Origin of the sequence: Micromonospora humida, from assembly GCF_016901255.1 — a bacterium.
Lineage (GTDB): Bacteria > Actinomycetota > Actinomycetes > Mycobacteriales > Micromonosporaceae > Micromonospora > Micromonospora wenchangensis.
In genome coordinates this window covers 274329-298259 of the sequence record NZ_JAFEUC010000003.1, presented here as the reverse complement: position 1 = coordinate 298259, position 23931 = coordinate 274329, and the positions used below count along the sequence as shown (strand labels likewise).

At 73.8% G+C, this 23931-nt stretch carries 27 protein-coding genes and 1 riboswitch; of the genes, 19 read left to right on the top strand and 8 right to left on the bottom strand.

What is annotated here, in order from left to right; genetic code table 11:
• Positions 1 to 29 precede the first annotated feature (29 nt).
• Complete coding sequence (locus JQX11_RS08285) at positions 30 to 1100, bottom strand: cation diffusion facilitator family transporter (protein WP_204924393.1); 1071 nt, start codon at positions 1098 to 1100, stop codon at positions 30 to 32.
• 110 nt (positions 1101 to 1210) lie between these two features.
• Here JQX11_RS08285 and JQX11_RS08280 point away from each other — a divergent pair, with 110 nt between their 5' ends.
• The 5 genes from JQX11_RS08280 (at position 1211) to tatC (ending at position 5022) form a co-directional block, all read left to right on the top strand.
• Positions 1211 to 2209 (top strand): helix-turn-helix transcriptional regulator, encoded by a 999-nt coding sequence (locus tag JQX11_RS08280; protein ID WP_204924392.1) that lies wholly within the window; start codon positions 1211 to 1213, stop codon positions 2207 to 2209.
• Positions 2206 to 3210: a helix-turn-helix transcriptional regulator gene (locus JQX11_RS08275; RefSeq protein WP_204924391.1), complete on the top strand. Its 1005-nt coding sequence runs from the start codon at positions 2206 to 2208 to the stop codon at positions 3208 to 3210. The genes JQX11_RS08280 and JQX11_RS08275 overlap by 4 nt, the downstream gene beginning before the upstream one ends.
• 5 nt (positions 3211 to 3215) lie before the next feature.
• A complete protein-coding gene (locus JQX11_RS08270; RefSeq protein ID WP_204924390.1) occupies positions 3216 to 3464 on the top strand; it encodes a hypothetical protein in 249 nt (82 codons plus the stop codon).
• Positions 3465 to 3678: 214 nt separating this feature from the next.
• Positions 3679 to 4050, top strand: coding sequence for a Sec-independent protein translocase subunit TatA (gene tatA / locus JQX11_RS08265; RefSeq protein WP_204924389.1), 372 nt, complete (start codon positions 3679 to 3681; stop codon positions 4048 to 4050).
• Between the two features lie 18 nt (positions 4051 to 4068).
• Positions 4069 to 5022, top strand: coding sequence for a twin-arginine translocase subunit TatC (gene tatC / locus JQX11_RS08260; protein ID WP_204924388.1), 954 nt, complete (start codon positions 4069 to 4071; stop codon positions 5020 to 5022).
• A gap of 62 nt (positions 5023 to 5084) precedes the next feature.
• Here the strand turns inward: tatC and JQX11_RS08255 are convergent, their stop codons facing one another.
• The 3 genes from JQX11_RS08255 to JQX11_RS08245 are packed head-to-tail and all read right to left on the bottom strand — an operon-like array spanning position 5085 to position 7566.
• Complete coding sequence (locus JQX11_RS08255) at positions 5085 to 5834, bottom strand: amino acid ABC transporter ATP-binding protein (RefSeq protein ID WP_204924387.1); 750 nt, start codon at positions 5832 to 5834, stop codon at positions 5085 to 5087.
• Positions 5831 to 6628 (bottom strand): amino acid ABC transporter permease, encoded by a 798-nt coding sequence (locus JQX11_RS08250; protein ID WP_204924386.1) that lies wholly within the window; start codon positions 6626 to 6628, stop codon positions 5831 to 5833. The genes JQX11_RS08255 and JQX11_RS08250 overlap by 4 nt, the downstream gene beginning before the upstream one ends.
• Positions 6629 to 6669: 41 nt before the next feature.
• Positions 6670 to 7566: an ABC transporter substrate-binding protein gene (locus JQX11_RS08245; RefSeq protein ID WP_307826115.1), complete on the bottom strand. Its 897-nt coding sequence runs from the start codon at positions 7564 to 7566 to the stop codon at positions 6670 to 6672.
• A gap of 121 nt (positions 7567 to 7687) precedes the next feature.
• On the opposite strand from JQX11_RS08245, the gene JQX11_RS08240 reads away from it, so the two are divergent.
• On the top strand, positions 7688 to 7840 hold the full coding sequence (locus JQX11_RS08240) for a hypothetical protein (protein WP_204924385.1): 153 nt from the start codon (positions 7688 to 7690) through the stop codon (positions 7838 to 7840).
• 2 nt (positions 7841 to 7842) lie between these two features.
• Positions 7843 to 7955, bottom strand: a riboswitch (SAM riboswitch).
• Between the two features lie 67 nt (positions 7956 to 8022).
• On the opposite strand, the gene JQX11_RS08235 is transcribed toward JQX11_RS08240, so the two are convergent.
• A complete protein-coding gene (locus tag JQX11_RS08235; protein WP_204924384.1) occupies positions 8023 to 8415 on the bottom strand; it encodes a winged helix-turn-helix transcriptional regulator in 393 nt (130 codons plus the stop codon).
• 120 nt (positions 8416 to 8535) lie between these two features.
• Between JQX11_RS08235 and JQX11_RS08230 the strand changes: the two genes are divergently transcribed.
• The 3 genes from JQX11_RS08230 (at position 8536) to JQX11_RS08220 (ending at position 10877) form a co-directional block, all read left to right on the top strand.
• On the top strand, positions 8536 to 9384 hold the full coding sequence (locus JQX11_RS08230; protein ID WP_204924383.1) for an SDR family oxidoreductase: 849 nt from the start codon (positions 8536 to 8538) through the stop codon (positions 9382 to 9384).
• Positions 9385 to 9457: 73 nt separating this feature from the next.
• A complete protein-coding gene (locus tag JQX11_RS08225) occupies positions 9458 to 9994 on the top strand; it encodes an RNA 2'-phosphotransferase (protein WP_204924382.1) in 537 nt (178 codons plus the stop codon).
• A gap of 172 nt (positions 9995 to 10166) precedes the next feature.
• Complete coding sequence (locus JQX11_RS08220) at positions 10167 to 10877, top strand: GAF and ANTAR domain-containing protein (protein ID WP_204924381.1); 711 nt, start codon at positions 10167 to 10169, stop codon at positions 10875 to 10877.
• Positions 10878 to 10888: 11 nt separating this feature from the next.
• Here the strand turns inward: JQX11_RS08220 and JQX11_RS08215 are convergent, their stop codons facing one another.
• Positions 10889 to 11620 (bottom strand): GAF and ANTAR domain-containing protein, encoded by a 732-nt coding sequence (locus tag JQX11_RS08215; protein ID WP_204924380.1) that lies wholly within the window; start codon positions 11618 to 11620, stop codon positions 10889 to 10891.
• Between the two features lie 291 nt (positions 11621 to 11911).
• On the opposite strand from JQX11_RS08215, the gene JQX11_RS08210 reads away from it, so the two are divergent.
• Positions 11912 to 12544: an SGNH/GDSL hydrolase family protein gene (locus tag JQX11_RS08210; protein WP_204924379.1), complete on the top strand. Its 633-nt coding sequence runs from the start codon at positions 11912 to 11914 to the stop codon at positions 12542 to 12544.
• Positions 12545 to 12577: 33 nt separating this feature from the next.
• On the opposite strand, the gene JQX11_RS08205 is transcribed toward JQX11_RS08210, so the two are convergent.
• On the bottom strand, positions 12578 to 13135 hold the full coding sequence (locus JQX11_RS08205; RefSeq protein WP_204924378.1) for a hypothetical protein: 558 nt from the start codon (positions 13133 to 13135) through the stop codon (positions 12578 to 12580).
• A 405-nt stretch (positions 13136 to 13540) separates the two neighbouring features.
• On the opposite strand from JQX11_RS08205, the gene JQX11_RS08200 reads away from it, so the two are divergent.
• The 8 genes from JQX11_RS08200 to JQX11_RS08165 all read left to right on the top strand — a co-directional run bounded on the left by JQX11_RS08200 (position 13541) and on the right by JQX11_RS08165 (position 21436).
• Positions 13541 to 15739 carry a tetratricopeptide repeat protein gene (locus tag JQX11_RS08200; protein WP_204924377.1) on the top strand — a complete coding sequence of 733 codons (2199 nt, stop codon included), beginning with the start codon at positions 13541 to 13543 and terminating at the stop codon, positions 15737 to 15739.
• 38 nt (positions 15740 to 15777) lie between these two features.
• Positions 15778 to 16563: a 2OG-Fe(II) oxygenase gene (locus tag JQX11_RS33330; protein WP_204924376.1), complete on the top strand. Its 786-nt coding sequence runs from the start codon at positions 15778 to 15780 to the stop codon at positions 16561 to 16563.
• 250 nt (positions 16564 to 16813) lie between these two features.
• Positions 16814 to 17116 (top strand): urease subunit gamma, encoded by a 303-nt coding sequence (locus JQX11_RS08190; protein ID WP_088646841.1) that lies wholly within the window; start codon positions 16814 to 16816, stop codon positions 17114 to 17116.
• Positions 17113 to 17472 carry an urease subunit beta gene (locus JQX11_RS08185; protein WP_204924375.1) on the top strand — a complete coding sequence of 120 codons (360 nt, stop codon included), beginning with the start codon at positions 17113 to 17115 and terminating at the stop codon, positions 17470 to 17472. The genes JQX11_RS08190 and JQX11_RS08185 overlap by 4 nt, the downstream gene beginning before the upstream one ends.
• Complete coding sequence (locus JQX11_RS08180; RefSeq protein ID WP_204924374.1) at positions 17469 to 19172, top strand: urease subunit alpha; 1704 nt, start codon at positions 17469 to 17471, stop codon at positions 19170 to 19172. The genes JQX11_RS08185 and JQX11_RS08180 overlap by 4 nt, the downstream gene beginning before the upstream one ends.
• Entirely contained in the window at positions 19172 to 19855 is a 684-nt protein-coding gene (locus JQX11_RS08175; RefSeq protein ID WP_204924373.1) for an urease accessory protein UreF, read from the top strand. Before JQX11_RS08180 ends, JQX11_RS08175 begins: the two co-directional genes overlap by 1 nt.
• Positions 19845 to 20582 (top strand): urease accessory protein UreG, encoded by a 738-nt coding sequence (gene ureG / locus JQX11_RS08170; RefSeq protein WP_204924372.1) that lies wholly within the window; start codon positions 19845 to 19847, stop codon positions 20580 to 20582. The genes JQX11_RS08175 and ureG overlap by 11 nt, the downstream gene beginning before the upstream one ends.
• Entirely contained in the window at positions 20582 to 21436 is an 855-nt protein-coding gene (locus JQX11_RS08165) for an urease accessory protein UreD (protein ID WP_204924371.1), read from the top strand. Before ureG ends, JQX11_RS08165 begins: the two co-directional genes overlap by 1 nt.
• Before the next feature lie 215 nt (positions 21437 to 21651).
• Here JQX11_RS08165 and JQX11_RS08160 read toward each other — a convergent pair whose 3' ends face one another.
• A complete protein-coding gene (locus tag JQX11_RS08160; protein WP_204924370.1) occupies positions 21652 to 22092 on the bottom strand; it encodes a MarR family winged helix-turn-helix transcriptional regulator in 441 nt (146 codons plus the stop codon).
• Between the two features lie 95 nt (positions 22093 to 22187).
• Here JQX11_RS08160 and JQX11_RS08155 point away from each other — a divergent pair, with 95 nt between their 5' ends.
• Complete coding sequence (locus JQX11_RS08155; RefSeq protein WP_204924369.1) at positions 22188 to 23327, top strand: substrate-binding domain-containing protein; 1140 nt, start codon at positions 22188 to 22190, stop codon at positions 23325 to 23327.
• Positions 23328 to 23931: the final 604 nt, after the last annotated feature.

The window sequence follows — 23931 nt, the reverse complement described above, 5'->3', positions numbered from 1 at the left end:
CGGCCGGCCGCGTGCGGGGCCGCCTGCGGTCAGCGCCGGCCGTCGGCCTCCTGATCGGACGGCCCGTCGGGCGGGCGCGCGTCGGCGGCCGGGCCGGGGTACGCCGTGTCGAGCGGGGCGTCGCGCACCGGGCCGGGCTCCTGCTGGGTCCGCCGGGCGTGGCGGCCGGCGCCGGGCAGGGACCGGGTGGGGTCGAGGAAGACGTACCCGATCTCCGGGTAGCGGTCGGTGAGCCGCCGTTCGGCCTCGTCGGCGTCGGCCTCGATGTCGGCCCCGGTCGCCTCGTCCCGGAAGTCGACCTTGGCGGCCACCAGGATGTCGTCCGGGCCGAGCTGCATGGTCAGCAGCGTGTCGACCCGGTCCACCGTCGGCAGGCCGGCCAGCTCGCGTTCGATCTCGTGGTGCAGCCGTTCGGGCACCGCCCGGCCGACCAGCAGCGAGATGTTGCTCTTGGCCAGAATGGCGGCGACGACGAGCAGCAGCAGGCCGATCAGGATCGAGGCGACACCGTCGAACAGCTCGTCGCCGGTCCGCTGCGACAGGCCCAGCCCGACCCCCGCGATGAGCAGGCCGATCAGGGCGGCGCTGTCCTCCAGGAACACCGCCTTGACGGTGGTGTCGGCGGTCAGCCGCAGGAACCGGCGCGGGGTGGTCCCCCAGCGGCGGGACTCGCCGCGTACCTGGCGTACCGCGCGGGCCAGCGACACCGACTCGATGGCGAAGGAGACCGCCAGCACCACGTACGAGATCAGGTAGTCGCCGCTGTGCTCGTGCACCAGGATGGTGGTCACACCGTGGGTGATCGCGAAGCCGGCACCGGCGACGAAGGTGAACAGCGCGGCCAGGAACGCCCAGACGTAGCTCTCCTTGCCGTACCCGAACGGGTGCCGGACGTCGGCGGGCCGGGCCCCCCGGCGCAACGCCAGGTAGAGCAGCACCTCGGTGGTGGTGTCGGCGACCGAGTGGGCCGCCTCGGAGAGCATCGCCGCCGATCCGGACACGATCCCGGCGACCAGTTTCGCCACCGCGATGGCGAGGTTCGCCGCCCCGGCCACCACCACCGTGCCGACGCTCTCGCTGCTGCCTTCGGCCTCCGCCATGCGGTCACCGTAAGTCCGCCGGGCCGCCTGCGCTGGGCGGCGGGGTGTCCGTCACGCCACACCCCGCGCGGGTGCACGGGTATCCCGCCCGGGCTGCTAGCGTTCACCCCGTGTCGCGGAGTCGTACCGAACGCCTGGTCAACCTGGTGATCTGTCTGCTGTCCACCAGGCGGTTCCTGACCGCCGCGCAGATCGCCGCGACCGTGCCCGGCTACGAACACGATCCGGACGACGCCCGGGAACACGAGGCGTTCCAGCGCAAGTTCGAGCGGGACAAGGCGGAACTGCGCGAGCTGGGGGTGCCGCTGGAGACCGGGACGGCCAGCGTGTTCGACGCCGAGCCCGGTTACCGGATCGCCCACCGGGAGTACGCTCTGCCCGACATTCCGCTCGAACCGGACGAGGCCGCCGCGGTGGGTATCGCCGCCCGGTTGTGGCAGCACGCCGGGCTGGCCGCCGCCGCCTCCTCGGGGCTGGCCAAGCTGCGCGCGGCCGGCGTGGACGTCGACCCGCAGGCCACCCTGGGGCTGGAGCCGATGGTCACCGTCGATCCGGCGTTCGCCCCACTCACCGCCGCGGCCCGGGACCGCCGCGAGGTCACCTTCGACTACCGGGTCCCCGACCGGGACGCGCCGACCCGCCGCCGGCTGCAGCCGTGGGGCGTGGTCTGCTGGCGGGGCCGCTGGTACGTCGTGGGCCACGACCGGGACCGGGCGGCGACGCGTTGCTTCCGGCTGTCCCGGGTGACCGGCGCGGTCCGGGTCACCGGTGCGCCCGGCGGCTACGAGCCACCGGCCGGCGTCGACCTGATCTCGCACGTGGCCACCTGGTCCGGGCCGGTCGAGCGGACCGGCCGGGCCACCGTGCTGGCCACCCCCGGGCGGGTCGCCGGGCTGCGCCGGTGGGCGGTGCAGAGCGTGCCCGGCCCCGACGGCGACCGGCTGGTGCTGCCCTACGCCGATCCGGAGTCGCTGGCCGGTCAGCTCGTCGGTTACGGCCCGGATGTCCGGGTCCTGGAGCCACCCGAGGTGCGCGACGCGGTGATCCAACGGCTCAAGGAGATCGCCGCCCGGCACGACGAGCTGGCCGTGGCCGGGGGTGCCCGGTGACCCGCCCCGCCGCGCGCACCTCCGCCGACCGGCTGGCCCGGCTGCTGAACCTGGTGCCCTACCTGCTGGCCCGGCCGGGCATCGAGATCGCCGAGGCGGCCGGCGACCTGGGCGTCACCGAACGGCAGCTGCGGGAGGACCTGGAGCTGCTCTGGGTCTGCGGGCTGCCCGGCTACGGCCCGGGTGACCTGATCGACATGGCCTTCGACGGCGACCGGGTGACCATCACCTACGACGCCGGCATCGACCGGCCGCTGCGGCTCACCCCGGACGAGGCGCTGGCCCTGGTGGTGGCGCTGCGGATGCTCGCCGAGACCCCCGGGGTGGCCAACCGGGAGGCCGTCGAACGGGCCCTGGCCAAGATCGAGAACGCGGCCGGTGACCTGGTCGGCGCGCCGGTGGCCGTCCGGTTGCCCGGCGAGAGTCAGCGGGTGCAGGAACTGCGGGCCGCGGTCGAGCGGCGGCGGGCGCTGCGGATCACCTACTACACCGCCGCCCGGGACGAGAGCACCGACCGCGTCATCGACCCGCTGCGGATGCTGATGGTCGACGGCCGGGCGTACGTCGAGGCGTGGTGCCGCCGCGCCGAGGCGGTCCGGTTGTTCCGGGCCGACCGGATCGACGCGGTGGTCGAGCTGGACGAGCCGGCCGTGGTGCCGCCGCAGGCCCGCCCGCACGACCTGCGGCAGGGGGTGTTCCAGCCGTCACCGGACCTGCCGCTGATCACCCTGCGGATCGGCCGGGGCGAGCGGTGGATCACTGAGTACTACCCGTGCGAGCGGGTCGAGGTCGACGGCGACCACTGGAGGGTGTCGCTGCGGGTGACCGACCTCGACTGGGCCCGCCGCTTCGTGCTCGGGCTCGGCCCGGACGTCACCGTCCTCGCCCCGGTCGAGCTGGCCACCCAGGTACGCGCCCAGGCCACCGCCGCGTTGGAGGCGTACGCGACGCCCGGCGGCCTCGGCCTGCCCGGCGGGCGCGGTGACGTGCCGGTAGGCTGACCGGCGTGGTGAAGTGGATCGTTCTGGCGGTGCTGCTGTTCGCGCTGGTCGTGTTGGCCCTGGCGGTCCGTCCGGTGCTGGTGCGACTGCCCCGGCTGCGCCGGGCGGCGATGGCGTTGCAGCGTCGCCAGGCCGAGGCCGAGACGCTGCGGCACAGCGCCGAGGCGTTGCAGGAACGGGCCGAGGTGCTGCAACGGCAGACCGAGACGACCCAGCAGCGGCTCGAACTGATCAAGGCCAAGCGCGGGAGTTGATCGACAGCGGTCGGTGGGCCGCCCGCCCGGGGCCCGTCCGGAGTCCGTTTCACGCAGCTCTGCACCCGTCCAGGTGGTTGACGGGACACTCGCAGGTGGTCAAGACTTCACCGGCCGGGCCGCATCAGCGGTGGCCCGGCGGGTGGCAGCAGCCCGTCACGCACGTACGATGGGCTTCGACACACCCTTCGACACAGAGCGACTGGAGCTTCCCATGGGTGCCCTCAAGCCGTGGCACATCGCCGTACTCGTGGTCGTGCTGATCCTGCTGTTCGGCGCGAAGCGGCTCCCCGACGCGGCCCGCTCGCTCGGCCGTTCGCTGCGGATCATCAAGGCGGAGACCAAGAGCCTGGCCGACGACGACCGCGACCTGGCCGAGAAGGCCGACGCGCAGGCCGGCTACCAGCCGCTGCCGCCCCAGCAGCAGCCCGTGCAGCAGCAGCCGTACGCGCAGCCCCAGCAGCCGTACGCGCAGCCCCAGCAGCAGTACGCGCCGCAGCCCCAGCAGCAGTACGCCCCGCCGCAGGCTCCGCAGCAGCCGCTCGCCCCGCCGGTCGACCCGGTGCAGCGCGTCCGCGACAACTGAACGAAGGGCCCGATCACCGTGGCCTTCGCGCTCCGTAAACGTGGCCCCAGCACCTTCGAACGGGCCTCCGACGGTTCGATGACCCTGATGGAGCATGTCCGCGAGCTGCGGAACCGGCTGTTCCGTGCCTCGCTGGCGATCGTGGTGGGCCTGATCGTGGGCTTCTGGCTCGCGCAGCCCGCGTTCGATCTGCTCAAGGAGCCGTACTGCCGGCTGCCCGGTGCCCTCGACGCGTCGGGTGAGTGTCAGCAGTTCCTCCAGTTGTCACCGGCGGACGGCTTCATCCTCAAGCTGAAGCTGGCGCTGTGGATCGGCCTGATCGTCGGGGCGCCGGTCTGGCTCTACCAGCTGTGGGCGTTCATCGCGCCCGGCCTGCACCGGCACGAACGCAAGTGGGCGTACGTCTTCGTGTCGATCGCGGCACCGCTGTTCGCCGCCGGGGCGGTCCTGGCCTACCTGGTGGTGGACAAGGGTCTCGCGTTCCTGATGGAGTCCGGTGTCACCGGGCTGTCGACCCAGCTCGAGGTGACCCGCTACATCTCGTTCGTCACGAACATGATCCTGCTGTTCGGGGTGGCATTCGAGTTCCCGCTGATCCTGTTGATGCTCAACTTCACCGGCGTGGCGAGCGCGAAGCGCCTGCTGAGCTGGTGGCGCGCGGTCATCTTCATCTGCTTCGCGTTCGCCGCGATCGCCACTCCGGACCCGGGTCCGTTCGGCATGACGCTGCTGGCCCTCTCGCTGTCGCTGCTGTACTTCGTCGCGGTCGGGGTGGCCTTCGTCAACGACCGGCGCAGGAAGCGGCGTGACGGCTCCTACGCGGGGTTGAGCGACGACGAGGTGTCGCCGCTGGAGTTGGACGACGACCCGGTGGTGGCCACGCCGGAGCTGGAGTTGTCCGAGCCGGTGCACGCCTCCGAGCCGGTCGCCCCGCCCAAACCGATCGACCGCCGCTACGACGACATGACCTGACCGCCGGGCCATCCGCACCACCCGACGCCGCTCCCGCCCTGCCGGGAGCGGCGTCGCGCGTCTCAGAGCACCTGGGACAGGAAGCGGCGCAGCCGGGGATGCTGCGGTGACTCGAAGACCGCCTCCGGTGCGCCGGCCTCCAACACGACGCCGTGGTCCATGAACGCGACGGTGTCGGCGACCGAGCGGGCGAAGCCCATCTCGTGGGTGACCACCACCATCGTCATGCCCCCGGCGGCAAGGTCGGCCATCACCCCGAGCACCCCCTTGACCAGCTCCGGGTCCAGCGCCGAGGTGGCCTCGTCGAAGAGCATCACCTGGGGTTGCAGGGCCAGCGCGCGGGCGATCGCGACCCGCTGCTGCTGCCCGCCGGAGAGGTGGGCGGGCCGGGAGTCGGCCTTGGCGGCGAGGCCGACCAGCGCCAACTGGGAACGGGCCAGCGCCACCGCCTCCTCCTCGGGCAGCTTCTTGAGCCGGCGCAAGGCCAGGGTGATGTTGCGCAGCACGGTCATGTGCGGGAACAGGTTGAACTGCTGGAAGACCATCCCGACCCGCTGCCGCAGGGCGTCCGGGTCGTCGCGCAGCACACTGCGCCCGTCGAGCAGGACGTCACCGGAGTCCGGTTCGATCAGCCGGTTGACGGTGCGCAGCAGGGTGGACTTGCCGGAGCCGGACGGGCCGATGACGCAGGCCGTGGCGCCCCGGGCGACGTCCAGGTCGACGCCTCGTAGCACCCGGTTCGCCCCGAAGGCCAGGTGCACGTCGCGGACGGCGAGGCTGACCGAGGTGGTTGTCGCGGTGCCGGTGCTCATCGGGGGTCCTCCCGGGTGGGGCGCGGTTGCGGTAGGGCGGTCTCGCCGGCCAGGGCCAGCCCGCCGTCGTCGTCGGGATCGACGGTGACCGTCCGGCCCCGGCGCAGCCGGCGGTCGATGGCGTTGACCGCGTGGGTCAGCGGCACGGTCAGCAGCAGGTAGCACAGGCCGGCCAGCAGCAGCGCCGACTGGTTGCCGGTGTTGGCCGCGTAGTCCTGCCCGATCCGGAACAGTTCCCGCTGGCTGGCCAGCAGGCCCAGGAAGTAGACCAGGCTGGAGTCCTTGATCAGCGCGATCAGCTGGTTCACCCAGGCCGGCAGCACCCGGCGTACCCCCTGCGGGACGATCACCAGGCGCATCGCCTCACCCCAGGAGAAGCCCAGCGCGCGGGCCCCCTCCAGCTGCGCGGCCTCCACGCTCTGGATACCGGAGCGGAAGATCTCCCCGATGTACGCGGCGGCGATCAGCGACAGCGCCAGGATGCCCAGCGGGTACGGGTTGGGGCCCCACACCTGCATGCCGAGCGGGGCCAGGCCGACGCCGATCAGCAGGATGGTGGCGGCGGCCGGCAGGCCCCGGAACACGTCGGTGTAGACCCGGGCCGGCCACCGCAACCACCGGGTACGGGAGATGCCCGCCACGGCCAGCGCCATGCCCAGCACCGAGCCGAGCAGGGCGGCGGAGACCGCCAGGATCAGCGTGTTGGGCAGCCCGACGGTCAGCATCTCGGGCAGCGCCTCGCGCATGGAGTCCCCGTCGAAGAAGGTCTCCCACAGGGTGCTCAACGGATCCATCGTGTTCTCCTACCGCCCCGCTCGCTGGTCTGGTCGTACCGTCAGGAGGTGGCCGACGCCGACGGCGTCGCCGCGCCCGGGGCGGTGACGTCGCCGCTGCCGGGGGTGAAGCCGGCCGGGATCGGCCGCCCCGGGTAGTACTGCTGCTGGAGCCGGGTCCAGGTGCCGTCGGCGATGACCTCGTCGAGGCCCTTGTCCAGCGCCTCGCGCAGCGCGTCGTTGCCCTTGGCGACGGCGTACGCGGTGGGGGCCGGACTCAGTTCGGTGGCCGCCACCGTGATCTTGCCGTTGCTGTCGGCGGCCGACTTCTCGCCGATCTCGGCGGGGGCGATCCAGGCGTCGGCGGTGCCGGCCTTGAGCTGGTTGATCGCCCCGTTGTAGTCGGGCACCCGCACCGGGTCGAGCTTGCGTGAGGTGGCGTAGTCGTCCTGTACGGTGCCCTGCACGACCACCACCCGCTTGCCGGCGAGCTGGTCGAAGCCGGTGAGCGGGGAACCGGCCGGCACGTCGAGGCCGAAGTAGCCGAAGTCGTAGCCGTTGCCGAAGTCGACGGTCTTCCTGCGTGCCTCGGTGACGGTGATCGAGGAGCTGCCGACGTCGAACTTGCGGTTGTTGACCTGGGAGAGCAGCGCCGAGAAGTCGGTGCCGACGAATTCGACCTTCAGCCCGACCCTGCCGGCGACGGCGACGAGCAGGTCGTTGTCGAAGCCGGTGAACGTGCCGTCCTTGAGGTAGACGTTCGGTGGGGCGTCGGTGAGCGTGCCGGCGCGCAGCACCCCCGGCTGGAGCAGGCCGTACGGGTTGTCGGCCGCCTCGGAGTCGCCGCCGCAGGCGGTCAGCGCGGTGCCGGCGAGCAGGGCGGCGACGCCGAGCGCGGCGACCCGCGTCCAGGTGGCGCGGAACAGTCGGGGTGTGGGCAGGGCAGGAAGGAATCGCACGGGTGTCTCCGGAGGTGGTCGGGCGGCGGCGGACGCGCGCCGCCGACGGGATGCCCACCGGGCATCCCGCTGAGGTGTCGCGGGAAGAGGGGTTCGACTAGCGGCGGCGACAGGAGTCGCTGTGCACCCGCATGAGGTCGACGTGTCGCCGCCTGACCAGCCGGACGCCGACGGACCGGACGCCGGGCCGGGTCACGGCGGTGACGCCGTCGCCGGGTGGGGCGGGTGGTTGGTGCGACACGGGTTCTCCCTGATCGGTGTCGACCTGGGGTGACCAGGCCACGCTTGCACCGGGTCGTTCACCGGTGCCTGGTCCTCACCCGGAGCACCCCACCGTGGCGGAGGGTTGCCGGCCAGCGAGCCGGGGCTTGACGCTGGCGCTCATGACCTGCCCGAAATCTAGCAGCAGCGACCGGCCGGTCGTCCACCCGTTATGACGGCCCTCACGTCCGCCCCTTACCGGCGGCCGGCTCGCGCGGTGGTCGGGCGGCGCAGGACCTCGGCGTCGTAGCGGACCCGGGCCGCCTGCACGTCGGCGAGGTGGGTGGTGGCCCAGGCTTCCAGGCCGGAGACCAGGTCGAGCAGGCTGCGGCCGAGGTCGGTGAGGGCGTAGTCGACCCGGGGCGGGACGCTGGCGTGCACGGTGCGGGTGACCAGACCGTCGCGTTCCAGCCCGCGCAGGGTCTGGGTGAGCATCTTCTGGCTGATCCCGTCGATGTGCTCGGCCAGTTCGCCGTAGCGGCGTTCGCCGTCGGCGAGGGTGAGCACGACCAGCACGCTCCACCGGTCACCGATCCGGTCGATGACCTGCCGGCTGCCGCAGTCGCGTTGGAACGGGTCGGGTCGCATCACTCTACTCTCTATCAGTGCGTCACAAACTTCAAGGTGCCTACTCTCTGCCGGGAAGTATCGGCTCCCACCTGCGTGTTGGCCAGTACGACAAGAGCACGCCACCCGAAGGAGAGCGCCATGTCCGTCGTCGTCACCGGGGCCACCGGCCACCTGGGCCGCCTCATCGTCGAATCCCTGCTGCGCCGGGGCGTACCCGCCGGGCAGATCGTGGCCCTCGGCCGCTCCGTGGACCGGCTCGCCGACCTCGCCGAGCGGGGCGTCGTGGTGCGGACGGCCGACTACACCGACCCCGACTCACTGCGCGCCGCCTTCGCCGACGCCGAGAAGCTGATGTTCGTCTCCGGCAGCGAGGCCGGGCAGCGGGTGCCGCAGCACCACAACGTGATCGAGGCCGCCCGTCAGGCGGGCGTCGGCCTGGTCGTCTACACCAGCATCGCCCACGCCGACACCTCCGACCTGCTGCTGGCCGCCGAACACCGGGCCACCGAGGAGGAACTGCGCGCCTCGGGCCTGCCGTACGTGCTGCTGCGCAACAGCTGGTACCTGGAGAACTACACAGGTCAACTGGCCAACTACCTGGCCCACGGGGTCGCCGGGTCGGCCGGCGACGGCCGGGTCAGCGCCGCCACCCGGGCCGACTACGCCGAGGCCGCCGCCGAGGTGCTCACCACGCAGGGGCACACCGGTCGGGTCTACGAACTGGGCGGCGAGGCGTTCACCATGACCGAACTGGCCGCCGAGGTGTCCCGCCAGAGTGGACGCGACGTCCGCTACACCGACCTGCCGGTGCCGGCGTACACCGAGCTGCTCGTCTCCGCCGGGCTGCCCGAGCCGTACGCGGCCACCCTGGCCGACGCCGACCGGGGCCTCGCCCACGGCGCGCTGTACGTGCCCGTGGCGGACCTGGAGAAGCTGCTCGGCCGCCGGCCCACCACCCTCGCCGAGGCCCTGCGCGCCGCCGGCTGAGCCGACCGCAGGGGCGGGCGCGGCACCGGATAACCGGTGGAGCGGGCCCGCCACCGGCCCGACAATGCTCCACATGGAGCATCACACGCTGGTGCGGACCAGCAAACGGATCGCGCTGGCCCTGCGCCACCGACCCGCCCGGTTCGGCCTCGCCCCCGACCCGGGCGGGTGGGTGGCCGTCACCGACCTGCTGGCCGCCCTGCGCATCGACCGGTCCACCCTCGACGCCGTGGTCGCCGGCAACGACAAGCAACGGTTCGCGGTGACCCGGGACGCCGACGGGGTGGAACGCATCCGGGCCAGCCAGGGCCACTCCTACCCGGTCGACCTGGGGTTGACCGCGCAACCACCACCCGCCCGGCTCTACCACGGCACCGGGGCCGCGGCCCTCGACTCGATCCGCGCCACCGGGCTGAACCGGGGCGGACGGCACCACGTACACCTGTCGCCGGACGTGCCGACGGCCCGGCGGGTCGGGGCCCGCCGGGGTGGCGCGGTGGTGGTGCTGACCGTCGACGCGGCGGCCATGGCCCGCGACGGGCACACCTTCTACCGCAGCGCCAACGGCGTGTGGCTCACCGACGCGGTGCCGCCCGCCTACCTGGCCTGACCGGCCACTGTGGCCACCCGCCGGCAGCGCGTGCGGGGGCGGCCGGCCCCGGGTGCGGGTATGGTGCGGATTGTCGCGCACCCCGGTGCGTCGGGCCTACCGTCGGGCCGGGGGCCGACGCGCCCCCCACCACGGGCAGCCCGGGGGACGCCCGCCGGAAAGGAGCCGTGTGATGGCAGCGCCCCCGCTCTCCCCGCACGACGCCCTGACCCGACTCGGCCGGATCCGCCTCGACGAGGTGGGTGTGGACGAGGTGTTGGGGATGATCGCCGACCTGGCCTGCCGCAGCCTGCGTGGCGTGTCCGAGGTGTCGGTGACCCTGCTGCGCGGTGGCAGCCCGCAGAGCGTCGCCGTCACCGGCGACGCCGCGCTGCGGCTCGACGAGTGGCAGTACCGGCAGGGCCACGGCCCGTGCCTGGACGCCTCCGTCACCGGCGACACCCTCGTCGTGTCCGACACCGGCACCGAGGAACGCTGGCCGGGCTGGGCGACGCGGGCCGCCGACGTCGGCATCGGCAGCGTGGTCGCGATCGGCCTGCCGATCCAGGAGGCGGTGGTGGGCGCCCTCAACCTCTACGGCGCCCGGCCGCACACGTTCGACGCCGAGACGGTGGAACTGGCCCGGACGTTCGCCGCGTACGCGGCGGTGGCACTGGCCAACGCCCACCTCTACGCCAGCACCGCGACCCTGGCCGAACAGATGCGCTCGGCGATGGAGAGCCGGGCGGTGATCGAGCAGGCCAAGGGCATCATCATGGGGCAACGCCGATGCACCGCCGACGAGGCCTTCGGCATCCTCGCCAAGCTCTCCCAGGACTCCCACCGCAAGCTGCGCGACGTCGCCGCAGCCCTCGTCGGCCGGGCCACCGCCGGCAGCCGCTGAACCCCCGTGCCTCAGCGGTCGGCGGCGGTGGGCTGACCGGGCACCGACCGGCTGACCTGCCGCACCAGCGCCTCCGCCACGTCCCGCAGCTTGCGGTTGGAATTCTGCGACACCCGGGCCAGCATCGCGAACGCCTCGTCGGCGGTGCATCGGCGTTGCCCCATGATGATGCCCTTGGCCTGCTCGATCACCGCCCGGTTGCGCATCGCCTCCTGCATCTGCCCGGCCAGGGTCGCGGTGCTGTCGTAGAGGTGGGCGTTGGCCAGTGCCACCGCGGCGTGGTCGGCGAACGTCCGGGCCGGCGCGACCAGCGGGCCGAACGCGCCGACCCGGGTGGCGTAGAGGTTCAGGGCGCCCACCACCGCCTCCTGGATCGGCAGGCCCAGCGACATCGACGAGCACACCCCCACGGCGTGCGCCCGGGCCGCCCACTCCGGCCAGCGCCGCTCCTCGGTCATGTCCGCCACGATCAGCACCGTGCCGGTGGTGGCCGCGTCCAGGCTCGGGCCACGGCCCTGTTCGAACTGCCACCTGTCGAGCTGGAGCGCGAGCTCGCCGGTGTGGGCGGCGGTGGTCGCCTCGGTGCCGTGCACCAGGGTCACCGTCACCTCGGCGGCGTCCGGGATGCTCTCCAGGGCCACCTCGGTGATCCGGGACAGGACGGCATCGAGGCCCATCTCGTCGTGGCGGATGGACCCCAACCGGAGGACGGCCTCGGTGAGGTCGAGCGGTGACTGCGGCATGGCGTCTGACGTCCTTGCGAACCGGCGCGAAACCACCGGCCGGAGCCGGCGGCGCGTGATGATCGGTCCATGCCGGTAGGCCGCAGGTGCAGCCGCCGGACGGGCCGGGGACCGCGCCGCTGCTTGACGCTCACGCACGACACCCGGTGGGGCGTCGGATGCGGAGCACCACTGTACCGGTCGGCCGGCCGGGACCGGCGATGGACACCACCGCCGCGTCGACTTCCCCGCTGGTGTCCCGGTCGGACAGCGGGGATGATGGGCGTCCGACGACGACAGGGGAGCGGACGGATGACGGTGGAGATACCGCGCGACGGTCGGGTGCTGTTCATCGGCGACAGCATCACCGACGCCGGACGGGACCGGACCGACCCCGCCGACCTCGGGGTGGGCTGGGCGATGATGGCCGCCGCCTGGTTCACCGCGCGGCACCCGGATCACCGGGCGACCTTCCGCAACCGGGGCGTCGGCGGCGACCGGGTACGCGACCTGCGGGCCCGCTGGTCGGACGACTGCCTGGCGCTGTCCCCGCAGGTGGTGTCGGTGCTGATCGGCATCAACGACACCTGGCGGCGGTACAGCAGCGGCGAGGCCACCACCGTCGAGGAGTTCACCGCCGACTACCGGCACGTGCTGGGCGTCACCCGCGACACGCTGCCCGACGTCCGGCTGGTGCTGATGGAACCGTTCCTGCTCCCGGTCGACGACGACCAGCAACGCTGGCACGAGGACCTGGCCCCGAAGCTCGACGCGGTGCGCAAGCTGGCCGTCGAGTTCGACGCGACGCTGGTCGCGGTGCAGGCACGGTTCGACACCGCCGACGTCGACGACCGGGTGTGGACCGACGACGGGGTGCACCTGACCCCGTCCGGTCACGCCGTGCTGGCCCAGCAGTGGTTGGCGGCGGTCACCCCGGCCACCTGAGGCGTACTGGCCCGTGGGTCGGCGGACCGCCGGTCAGCCCCGCCGCCACGGCAGCCGCAGCCGGCGGCCCGACGGTTCGACACCCAGGTCCAGCTCCGGTTCCGTCGCGCCCCGACGTCGCCACCGGTTGCCCTGCTGGTCGGTGAAGCACAGCTCCACGGTGGCCGACGCGAAACCGGTCAGGTCGACCGCGCGGTCGACGGTGACGAACAGTTCGCTGTCGCGGTGACCGTTGAGCCGGTCCACCGGTCCGGTCACCGCCGTGACCCCGACGACGACGTCCCCGTCGTCGCCCCCGGCCCGGACCCGGGGGGTGGCGGTCAGGTCGAAGACCGGTCCGTCGCTGTCGTTGGTGACCCGTACCCGCAGCACCCCACCGCCCTCGATCCGGGTCGAGGTCGACACCAGCCGGGCCTGCCGGGCGCGGGCGGCGCGGTCCTCACGCCGGCGGGCCCGGATCTCCCGGCGCAGGCTGAGCACGCCGAAGAGCAGGGTGCCCACCGTGCCGAGGCCGCCGAACCAGTCCGGCACCGATCCCCAGTCGATGTGCCCGTGCACGGGCAGCCAGGCCAGCAGCTCCACAGTCGACATAGCCGGCACGGTACCGTCGGCCCGCCAGCACCCGGTGCGGCCGGCGGGGTTGCGCCGTCGGCCTCCCCTGCCCGGTCGGCCGGTCCCGCCGTCCCGTCCACAAGACCCGCACGTTCGGTCCGGGTGGTCGACGCGCAGTGATACCGGCGCTGCGGACGGGTAGGGTTGGGGGAAGGATCACCATCACGGGCCGCACCCGACCCGTGGACGTGGCCCCTGTCGTCCCGCCCCTCCGGGAGGTCAGATGAGTTCCCCCGGTCCCGCTCACCAGAGCCGAGCGGCTCGGCCCGCAACGTGGCGGTCCTTCCCGTCCCCGACCCGTTTCCGGCCTCACGCGGCGCCGGGTGTCCCGTCCACGCGCCGGTCCGGCCGCACCCCGGCCCCCGGCCCCGGCACCGGTCGACGATGACCGGCGCGGCGCAGGACGCCGGTTTCTCCATCACCCCGCCCCGCCCCGGTCGGCTGCCGCTGCGCGGTCGCGACGAACTGGTCGAGACGATCCTGCGGGCCGCCGAGCCGCCGGCCGGCACGCTCCGCCCGGCCGAGGAGGCCGCCCAGATCCTCTGGGGGCTGGGCGGCTGCGGCAAGAGTGCCACCGCGCTGGAGGTGGCCCGCCGGCTGGAGGCACGCGGTCGGCTGGTCTGGTGGATCTCGGCGAAGGACTCGGCCCGGGTCAGTGCCGGCATGCGCGAGATCGCCGGCCAGCTCCAGGCCCCGGAGAGCCAGCTCGACCTGGCCTGGGCGGGCAAGACCCGCAGCCCGGTGGAGCTGGTGTGGACGCTGCTCAACGAGTCGGACCGGCCGTGGCTGCTGATCTTCGACAACGCCGACGAGCCGTCCCTGCTGGCCCCGCTCGACGGCCGGGTCGCCGAGGGCACCGGGTGGTTCCGCCAGCCGCGTACCCGCAACGGGCTGGTCCTGGTCACCACCCGCGACGGTCGCCAGGAGACCTGGGGCGACTGGTCCACCATGCACCCGGTGCGGGAACTCTCCCCACCGGACGCGGCCCAGGTCCTGATCGACCTCGCCGGTGACGCGCCCGGCAACCTCGCCCAGGCAACCAGCCTGGCCACCCGGCTCAAGGGGCATCCGTTGGCCCTGCGCGGGGCGGGCACCTACCTCGCCGAGGCCAACCGCATCCCGGTCGGCGGCCCCGGGGTGTCCATCCGCACCTACGACGGCTACCGGGAGGCCCTGGACCGCCGCTCCGGCGCCGGCACGACCCGTACCGTGTCGCAGGCGTTCGACCGGGCGGTACGACCGGTCGTGCAGTCCTGGGAGATGTCGCTGGACCTGCTCGCCGGGCGGGGGCTGGCCCAGGCCCGCCCGATGCTGCGGCTGCTGGCCTCGCTGGGGGACGCGCCGATCCCGTACCAGATCCTGCTCGACCCGGCCCGGTTGTCGGCGTCCCGGCTCGTCGGTGAGATCGGCGAGGACCGGCTGCGTGAGGTGCTCCGGTCGCTCGCCGACTTCGCCCTGGTCGACCTCGGCGTGATCGAGTCGCTGCCCGCGCAGTCGCCGGTCGCGCACGTGGTGACCCTGCACCCGCTGGTACGCGAGCTGGTGCACGACCACCCCGACGTGATCGCCGACCGGCCCGCCTACCACGAGCTGGTGCTCACCCTGCTCGACGTGCTGCGGCTGCGGGACCCCGACCGGCCCCGGGAGGAGGAGTTCGACCCGGACGAGCCCGACAAGTGGGCCAGCTGGCACGTGCTGGCCCCGCCGACGACCGGGGCGGTGTTGGCCTTCTTCGACGCGGGGGAGCTGCCCCGTACCGAGCCGGAACTGCTCACCACCGCACTGGACCTGGCCCGGTTGATCGCCCGTTTCCTGCTGGCCGTCAGCCTGCCCGGCCAGGCCGAGATCCTGCTCGACCGCTGCCTGGCCGCCTGCCGTCGGATCGGCCTCGACCCCCGGGAGCGGGCGGTGCTCAGCCTGCGCCACGAGCGGTCCCGGGCGGCGTTGGAACAGGGGCAGCTGGACTGGGCCGAAGCCGAGCTGCGGGAGATCATCCCGGCCCGGGAGGCGCTGCTCGGCCGGGAGCACCGCAACACCCTGGCCAGCCGGCACAAGCTGGCCCGGACCATTCTCGAGCAGGGTCGGTGGGCCGATGCCGAGCAGGAACTGCGGGACATCGTCCGGGCGGAGTTCCGGGTCCGCGGCCCGGAGGACCGGGACACCATGACCGCCCGGCACAGCCTGGCCCGCGCGGTGGCCGCCCAGGGCCGGTACGCCGACGCCCGTGCCGAGCTGACCGAGATCCTGGAGATCCGGCTGCGGCACTGGGCCCCCGACCACCTGGAGACGCTGACCGTCCGGCACACCCTGGCCCTGTGCCTGCTGCACGAGGGGCGGGCCGCCGAGGCCCTGGCCGACCTGCGGGCGATCCTCGCCACCGACACCGCCCGGCGGGAGGACCAGCACCTCGGCATGATCGCCGCCCGGCACACCCTGGCCGAGGCGCTGGTCGCCACCGGCGACCGGGTGGAGGCCGAGAAGGTCCTCGCCAAGGTGGTCACCGACCGGCGGCGCATCCTCGGCGACGACCACCCCGACACGGTACGGGCGGAGGCCGACCTGCGACAGCTACAGGGCGGCTGAGCGCGGCCCGTGCCGCAGCCGCCCGACGAGGGAGTGACGTGAGCCAACACCTGCGCCGCAGCGACCGGCTGACCCCCGGGTCGCTGCGGGACCTCGCCACCGGGGAGATCGACCTCATCTGGCACCGGGAGTACTTTCCGCCGGCCGAGTGCGAGGCCGTCCTGCCCCGGGTGGTGGCCGTCGTCGCGGCGGCGAACTTCTCCCTCACCACGGAGTTCACCAGCGTCGGCACCTCGATGGGGCAGGTCGCCAACGGCGGTGAGGTGGTCCGTCGGTACCTCGACGACGCGCCGGCCACCACCCGGCTGATCCGGCACGAGGTGTTCGCCAATCGGCAGTCGCCCACCGACCTGATCCGGTTGGACCTCGACGAGATGTGGCCGTACGGGGCGACGGTCGGCCGGCACGAGGGGCGGATGATGCTCCCCGGGGTGCTGCGCCGGATGACCCCCGGCGGCCGGGGCCGCCCGCACATCGACCGCCGGCAGATCCCGCTGCTGGACACCTACCGGCTGCGGCGACGGCTCGGGGTCAACATCTACCTGGAGGTGCCGGCTCCCGGCGACGGCGGCGAGATCGACTTCTGGGGACGCCTCGGCGAGGACGAGTTCGTGGCGCTCAAGGCCGACCCGCTCGACTACGGCCTCGAACCGGAACTGGTCGGGCCGCCGCACGACACGGTGCTGCCCGGCCAGGGTGACCTGGTGATGTTCGAGGCGGGCCGGATGCACGGGGTGCGGGAGGTGCGCCGGGGCTGCCGGACGTCCGCCGCCTGTTTCGTCGGGGTGCGCGGCGACACCGACCCGCTGCTGCTGTTCGCCTGACGTCCCGCCGGGGCGTTGCCACGGCCCGGGGTGATCCTCTACGGTCGGTCCAGCGGTTGGCGGTGCGGTCCTTCCCAACCACCACCGCCGAGCGGCCCCGTGGCGGGCCGGGGCCGGTGGGGCCCCGGAGCACCCTGCCGGTGGCCCGACGGCGGTCCCGTGTGTCCTTCCTGCCCCGTGCCCGTTCCGCGCCCTTGGCCCGGTTCCGGCCGTTACGGTGGGAAACACGCCGAGCCGCCCGGGAGATCCCGTGTTCCTCACGCCCCACGAGCAGGACCGCCTGCTCGTCCACGTCGCCGCGGACGTCGCCCGCCGCCGGCGCGAGCGCGGACTGCGCCTCAACTATCCCGAAGCCGTCGCCCTGATCACCGCCTTCCTGCTGGAGGGCGCCCGGGACGGCCGGACCGTCACCGACCTGATGGCCGCCGGCCGGACCGTGCTCAGCCGCGACGACGTGCTCGACGGCATTCCGGAGATGCTGGGGGAGGTGCAGGTGGAGGCGACGTTCCCGGACGGCACCAAGTTGGTGACGGTGCACCACCCGATCCCGTGATCCCGGGCGAGATCCTGCCCGGCGACGGGCCGGTCGAGATCAACGTGGGGCGTCCGGTGACCACCCTGCTGGTGGTCAACACCGCCGACCGGCCGATCCAGGTCGGCTCGCACTACCACTTCGCCGAGACCAACCCGGGGCTGCGCTTCGACCGCGCCGCCGCGTACGGCCAGCGGCTCGCGGTGCCGGCGGGGACGTCGGTGCGGTTCGAGCCGGGCGTGAGCCGCACCGTGGACCTGGTGCCGCTGGGCGGGGCCCGGGTGGTGCCGGGGCTGCGCGGCGAGGTCGCCGGCCCCCTCGACCCGGGCCCGGATGCCGACGGGTCCCGACCGCGCGACGCGGAGGCGGGCCGATGAGCACCGTGGACCGGCGACGCTACGCCGACCTGTACGGCCCGACCACCGGTGACCGGATCAGGCTGGCCGACACCGACCTGCTGATCGAGGTGGAGGTCGACCACTGCGTCGGCGGGGACGAGGCGGTGTTCGGCGGCGGCAAGGTGATCCGCGAGTCGATGGGCCAGTCCCGGGCCACCCGGGCCGAGGGCGCGCTGGACACGGTGATCACCGGCGCGGTGGTGCTGGACCACTGGGGGGTGGCCAAGGCCGACGTCGGGCTGCGCGACGGCCGGATCGTGGCGCTGGGCCGGGCCGGCAACCCGGACACCATGCCCGGCGTCCACCCGGACCTGGTGATCGGCCCGTCCACCGAGGTGATCGCCGGCAACGGTCGCATCCTCACCGCCGGGGCGGTGGACACCCACGTGCACTTCATCTGCCCGCAGATCGTCACCGAGGCGCTCACCTCGGGCATCACCACCCTCGTCGGCGGGGGCACCGGCCCGGCGGAGGGCACCCGGGCCACCACGGTCACCCCGAACGCCTGGCACCTGGCCCGGATGCACGAGGCGCTGGACGCCTTCCCGGTGAACGTGCTGCTGCTGGGCAAGGGCAACACGGTCTCCACGGAGGCGCTGTGGGAGCAGTTGCGGGCCGGGGCGGGTGGCTTCAAGCTGCACGAGGACTGGGGGACCACCCCGGCGGCGATCGACGCCTGCCTGCGGGTCGCCGACGCGTCCGGGGTGCAGGTGTCCATCCACACCGACACCCTCAACGAGGCCGGGTTCGTGGCCGACACGCTGCGCGCCATCGCCGGGCGGGCGATCCACTCGTACCACACCGAGGGGGCCGGGGGCGGGCACGCGCCGGACATCATCACGGTGGCCGGGGAACCGAACGTGCTGCCGTCGTCGACGAACCCGACCCGGCCGTACACCCGCAACACCCTCGCCGAGCACCTCGACATGCTGATGGTCTGCCACCACCTGAACCCGTCGGTGCCGGAGGACCTGGCGTTCGCCGAGAGCCGGATCCGGCCGTCCACGATGGCCGCCGAGGACCTGCTGCACGACCTCGGGGCGATCTCCATCATCGGTTCCGACTCGCAGGCGATGGGCCGGGTCGGCGAGGTGATCACCCGGACCTGGCAGAGCGCGCACGTGATGAAGCGCCGGGTGGGCGCGCTGCCCGGCGACGGCCCGGCCGACAACCACAGGGCCCGCCGCTACGTGGCGAAATACACCATCTGCGCGGCGATGGCCAACGGGCTGGAACGGGAGATCGGCTCGGTGGAACCGGGCAAGCTCGCCGACCTGGTGCTCTGGGACCCGGCGTTCTTCGGCGTCCGGCCCCACCTGGTGATCAAGGGCGGGATGATCGCGTACGCGCAGATGGGCGACGCGAACGCCTCCATCCCCACCCCGCAGCCGATGCTGCCGAGGCCGATGTTCGGCGCGTACGGCGTGGTGCCGGCCGCGACCAGCGTGGCGTTCGTCGCGCCGGCCGCGCTGGAGGCGGGCCTGCGGCTGGACGTGCGCCGCCCGCTGGTCCCGGTGGCCGACGTGCGCTCGCGGGGCAAGGCCGACCTGCCGTGCAACGGCGCGCTGCCGCGCATCGAGGTCGACCCGGACACCTTCACCGTCCGCATCGACGGGGTGGTGGTCGACCCGGAACCGGTGGTCGAGCTGCCCATGGCCCAGCGGTACCACCTGTTCTGATGACCCCGTCGAGCATGGTGCTGCTGCTGGCCGACGGCAGGTTCCCCGCCGGGGCGCACGCCCACTCCGCCGGGTTGGAGGCGGCGGTGGCGGCCGGGCTGGTCACCGATCCGGCCACGCTGGCCGGGTTCCTGCGCGGCCGGTTGGCCACCGGTGGGCTGGTCGCCGCCGCCTTCGCGGTGGCGGCCCACCGGGCCGCCGGCACCGCCGACCGGCGGGCGACGCTGGCCCGGCTGGACGCCGAACTGGACGCCCGCACCGCCGCCCCGGCGCTGCGGGCCGTCTCCCGCCGGCAGGGTCGGGCGCTGCTGCGGGCCGGCCGGGAGATCTGGCCCGGCGGCGGGTTCGACGACATGCCCACCGGCCCGTCCGGGCCGCACCAGCCGCTGGTGCTCGGCCTGGTCGCCGCCGCCGCCGGCCTCGACCCGGTGGCGGTCGCGACCGTCGCCGCGTACGGGTCGGTGACCGGCCCGGCCAGCGCCGCGGTCCGGCTGCTCGGCCTCGACCCGTACCGGGTGCACGCGGTGCTGGCGGCGCTGGCCGTCGACTGTGACGCCACGGCGGCCCGCGCGGTCGCCACCGCCGACGACCCGCCCGAGTGGCTGCCGGCCCCGGCCGCCCCGCTCACCGACATCCACGCCGAAGTCCACACCACCTGGGAGGTGCGTCTCTTTGCGTCCTGAAACCGTATCGCCGACCCCGCACGCGTCGATCCCGCACGACGAGACCGTGCCGCACACCCACCCCGAGCCGGGGGTCGACCCGCACACCCCGCTGCCGCCCACCGCCCGCCCGCTGCGGGTCGGCATCGGCGGGCCGGTCGGGTCGGGCAAGACCGCGCTGGTCGCGGCGCTGTGCCGGGCCTTCGCCGACGAGCTGCGCCTGGGCGTGGTGACCAACGACATCTACACCACCGAGGACGCCGACTTCCTGCGTCGGGCCGGGGTGCTCGACCCGGCCCGGATCAGGGCGGTGGAGACCGGCTGCTGCCCGCACACCGCGATCCGCGACGACATCGGCGCGAACCTCGACGCCATCGACGAGCTGGTCGACGGGGTCGGGCCGCTGGACCTGGTGCTGGTGGAGAGCGGCGGGGACAACCTCACCGCCACCTTCAGCCGGGGGCTGGTCGACAGGCAGATCTTCGTGGTCGACGTCGCCGGTGGCGACAAGGTGCCCCGCAAGGGTGGGCCCGGGGTGACCGCCGCCGACCTGCTGGTCATCAACAAGACCGACCTTGCCCCGCTGGTGCGGGCCGACCTGTCGGTGATGGACCGCGACGCCCGCGCCCGGCGGGGGGACCTGCCGACGGTGTTCCTGTCCATCGTGGGTGATCCGCTGGCCACCGGGGTGGCCGACTGGGTGCGCCACGAGCTGGCCCACCACCGTGGCCGGCTGGCCGTCGCCTGATGCGCGCGGTCGCCCGGGTGGTGGCGGTCGCTGACCGTCACGGCCGCACCGTGCTGCGCGAGCTGCGGGGCGAGTCACCGCTGCTGCTGCGCCAGGCCGCCGCCGAACAGGGCGTCCCCACGGTGTACGTCGTCGGCGGCGCGGCCGGTCCGCTGGCCGGTGACGACCTGCGGTTGAGCGTCGAGGTGGGGCCGGGGGCGGCGGTGCGGGTGCGTACCGTCGCCGCCTCGGTCGCCCTGCCCGGCCGGCCCGGCGCGGTCTCCCGGATGCGGGTCGACGCGGTGGTGCACGACGGCGGCACCCTGCACTGGCTTCCGGAGCAGTTGGTCGCGGCGGCCGGCTGCGACCACGTCGCCGGGTCCCGGGTGACCCTCGCCGAGGGGGCCCGGTTGCTCTGGCGCGAGGAACTCGTCTGCGGCCGGTACGGCGAACCCGCCGGCGATGTCGTGGTGGCCACCTCGGTCGACCACGCCGGGCGGCCGCTGCTGCGCCAGTCCCTGGCGGTCGGCCCGGCCGCACCCGGCTGGGCCGGGCCGGCCGTGCTGGGCGGGGCGACGGCGACCGGGTCGCTGCTGGTGGTCGGTCCCGCCGCCGCGTCGGGACCGGCCACCGTGGACGCCGGCGGCGGTCAGCCCCGGGGCCGGCTGCTCCCCGCCGGCCCCGGGGCGTCCGCCGCCTGGCTGCCGCTGGCGGGCGGCCCGGCGGCGCTGCTCACCGCCATCGCCGTCGACGCGCACACCCTGCGTACCCTGCTCACCGCCCCGGCCGACGCGAACACCCCGCCCGGGGGCGCAGCCGGGGGTCTCCACCGACCCGCGACCCGCACCGGGGCCGACGCGGTGCCGGTCGCCTAGCGGCCCCCACAACCCCGCACCGGCCACCGGCTGGGCGGACCCTGCCCCGGTCCGCCCTCAGCCCGGGCGGTGCGGGGTGCGGTGGTGTCGACCGCGGAGGCTTCCTGCCGGCGTTGCCGCCGCCGGCGGGCGGTCGGCGACCTGTCGTGTCTGCACCCGTGCCGGACCGCCGCCGGCCAGGCGTCGGGCGGGATCCCCGGTGGGCCGGGCCGGGGTCAACCGGCCCGGACCGGCTGCCGGCGCGGGTCGAGCCGGGCGACCAGGTCGACGAGCTGCCCGGTCAGCGTCGCGTCGTCGAGGACCCCGGCGAGCTCGGCCCGGACGAGGGCATCGATGCGTTCCTGTTCGCGGCGGCCCCGGGGGGTCAGGTAGGCCCGGATGCGTCGCCTGTCGAACGGGTCGATCCGGCGGTGCACCAGATTCTGGTCGACGAGCTGGTCGACGAGCTTCGTCAGGGTGCCCGGCGGCAACGACTCCTCGGTGGAGACCTCGCTCATCGGGTGGCCCTGCCCGTCGGCGAGGCGGCAGAGCACCCGCCACGCCTCGACGGTGAGCCCCTCGGTGGTGAGCACCGCGCCGACCCGGCGGGCGAGCAGCCGTTCGGCGCGGGTGAGCGCGCGCATCAGGTCGACGGGCGTCGTGGGATCGTCGGCCATGTCTCTCCCCGTTCGGTGGGTTGCCATGTTACCGAAGCGTCCCGGTTTTCGGTCGGGTCTGGTGGCCCGCCAGGGTTGCCGGCAATCATGTCAGCATGTCCGTGCCGGTGCCCGGCCCCCACGGCGTGCCGGAGCCGTCCCCCCGCTCGGGCGGCACGGCCGGGGCGGCCCCCTGGTTGACCGTCGACCGGTCGGTGGTCAGTGTCGCGCTGGTCTTTCCGATGCGTGGCCCGGCTGGCATGTTCGGCCCCACCTGTGAGCTGTGCGCCCAGTTGGCGGTGGAGGAGGTCAACCGGGCCGGCGGGGTGCTGGGCCGGGAGCTGCGGCTGGTGCCGGTCGACGGCGGTGCGCCACCGGCGCAGGTCGCCGCCGAGGTGGAGGCGCTGGTGTCGACCGGCGCGGTGCAGGGGGTCACCGGCTGGCACATCTCGTCGGTCCGGCAGGCGGTGGCGCCCCGGATCGCGCACCGGGTGCCGTACGTCTACACCGCCCTGTACGAGGGTGGGGAGCGTACCGAGGGGGTGTTCCTGACCAGCGAGACGCCGGACGCGCAGCTCCGCCCGGCGATGCGGCTGCTGGCCCGGGAGCAGGGGGTGCGCCGCTGGTACCTGGTCGGCAACGACTACGTCTGGCCGCGCCGGACCGCGCAGGCCGCCCAGCGCTACGCCCGCGACGACGGGGCGCGGGTGTGCGGGCGGGCGTTCCTGCCGCTGGGCACCGAGGACTTCGGACCGGTGTTGCGGGAGATCGAGCGGACCGAGGCCGACGCGGTGCTGATGTTGCTCGTCGGTGCCGACGCCGTCCGGTTCAACCGGGCCTTCGGCCGGTCCGCGCTGGACCAGCGGTGCCTGCGGTTGAGCACCCTGATGGACGAGAACATGCTGTTGGCCAGCGGCGTCGGCGGCACCCGCCGGCTGTTCAGTACGGCCGGGTTCTTCGCCGGCCTGGTCACCCGGGAGAACCTGGACTTCCACGGCGCGTTCGCCCGCCGGTTCGGGGTGGACGCGCCGCCGCTAGGTAGCCTGGGGGAGTCCTGCTACGAGGGCGTGATGCTGCTCGCCGCCCTGATCGCCCGCGCCCGCACGCTGGACGTCCGCGCCATCGGGGCGGCGGCGGACGCGGTCACCTACCACGGCCCCCGGGGCGAGTTGCAGCTGCGCCGCCGCCACGTCCGCCAACGCATCTACCTCGCCGAGGCCGACGGCCTCGACTTCACCGTCCTCGCCGAACTCTGACCCCGCTCACTCTCCCACCCTTCCGCCGGGCCGCCGGGCCGCCGGGCCGCCGGCCCCCGGTTGTCCCCGGTGATCAAGAGGTTTGCGTCAGCTCCAGCTCCACGGCTGACGCAAACCTCTTGATCACGCGGGCCGGGAGGGCGGGCCGGGAGGGAGGGGCGGGAGGGGTGAGGGCGGCGGGGGTGGGGTGTTGACAGGGGGGTGGGTGGGGGTTCTAGGATGCTTCCTGCGTGAAGTAATCGCCATTCCTGTCTATTGTCGGGCGGGTTCGGTGGTGGTGGTCCATCCTGTGTCGGATAGGCGTCGCGCATTCTCGTGAGCGGTCATCGTCCATTGTGGCGGTGGCCTTTTTTGTGTGTGTTGAGATCGGTCCGGGAAACAGTCAATTAAGGGCCGGGAAACGTGGCGGCAATCAAGTGGGCAGAAGCTTTTGCTGCCCGAAAGTCCACTGCGGACCGCCGCCGCGACGCCCCACCCGTCGCTCGACGAGCCCGCCGACCTGCGCCACGACCGCACCGCCTACCAATCATTGACAGCAATACCTGTCGGCCAGTGCGGGCCGGCACGGAAAATTATCCGGCGAACATCGCTCCGCAGGGAGAAT

What these genes read in the sequence shown, in the direction of transcription:
- JQX11_RS08285 (WP_204924393.1), bottom strand. Translation starts at nt 1,100, where the DNA reads ATGGCGGAGGCCGAAGGCAGCAGCGAGAGCGTCGGCACGGTGGTGGTG.
- JQX11_RS08250 (WP_204924386.1), bottom strand. Translation starts at nt 6,628, where the DNA reads ATGGATCCGTTGAGCACCCTGTGGGAGACCTTCTTCGACGGGGACTCC.
- JQX11_RS08210 (WP_204924379.1), top strand. Translation starts at nt 11,912, where the DNA reads ATGACGGTGGAGATACCGCGCGACGGTCGGGTGCTGTTCATCGGCGAC.
- JQX11_RS08230 (WP_204924383.1), top strand. Translation starts at nt 8,536, where the DNA reads ATGTCCGTCGTCGTCACCGGGGCCACCGGCCACCTGGGCCGCCTCATC.
- JQX11_RS08165 (WP_204924371.1), top strand. Translation starts at nt 20,582, where the DNA reads ATGCGCGCGGTCGCCCGGGTGGTGGCGGTCGCTGACCGTCACGGCCGC.
- JQX11_RS08160 (WP_204924370.1), bottom strand. Translation starts at nt 22,092, where the DNA reads ATGGCCGACGATCCCACGACGCCCGTCGACCTGATGCGCGCGCTCACC.
- JQX11_RS08235 (WP_204924384.1), bottom strand. Translation starts at nt 8,415, where the DNA reads ATGCGACCCGACCCGTTCCAACGCGACTGCGGCAGCCGGCAGGTCATC.
- JQX11_RS08255 (WP_204924387.1), bottom strand. Translation starts at nt 5,834, where the DNA reads ATGAGCACCGGCACCGCGACAACCACCTCGGTCAGCCTCGCCGTCCGC.
- JQX11_RS08200 (WP_204924377.1), top strand. Translation starts at nt 13,541, where the DNA reads ATGACCGGCGCGGCGCAGGACGCCGGTTTCTCCATCACCCCGCCCCGC.
- JQX11_RS08155 (WP_204924369.1), top strand. Translation starts at nt 22,188, where the DNA reads ATGTCCGTGCCGGTGCCCGGCCCCCACGGCGTGCCGGAGCCGTCCCCC.
- JQX11_RS08175 (WP_204924373.1), top strand. Translation starts at nt 19,172, where the DNA reads ATGACCCCGTCGAGCATGGTGCTGCTGCTGGCCGACGGCAGGTTCCCC.
- JQX11_RS08215 (WP_204924380.1), bottom strand. Translation starts at nt 11,620, where the DNA reads ATGCCGCAGTCACCGCTCGACCTCACCGAGGCCGTCCTCCGGTTGGGG.
- JQX11_RS08220 (WP_204924381.1), top strand. Translation starts at nt 10,167, where the DNA reads ATGGCAGCGCCCCCGCTCTCCCCGCACGACGCCCTGACCCGACTCGGC.
- JQX11_RS08225 (WP_204924382.1), top strand. Translation starts at nt 9,458, where the DNA reads ATGGAGCATCACACGCTGGTGCGGACCAGCAAACGGATCGCGCTGGCC.
- tatA (WP_204924389.1), top strand. Translation starts at nt 3,679, where the DNA reads ATGGGTGCCCTCAAGCCGTGGCACATCGCCGTACTCGTGGTCGTGCTG.
- JQX11_RS08180 (WP_204924374.1), top strand. Translation starts at nt 17,469, where the DNA reads ATGAGCACCGTGGACCGGCGACGCTACGCCGACCTGTACGGCCCGACC.
- JQX11_RS08205 (WP_204924378.1), bottom strand. Translation starts at nt 13,135, where the DNA reads ATGTCGACTGTGGAGCTGCTGGCCTGGCTGCCCGTGCACGGGCACATC.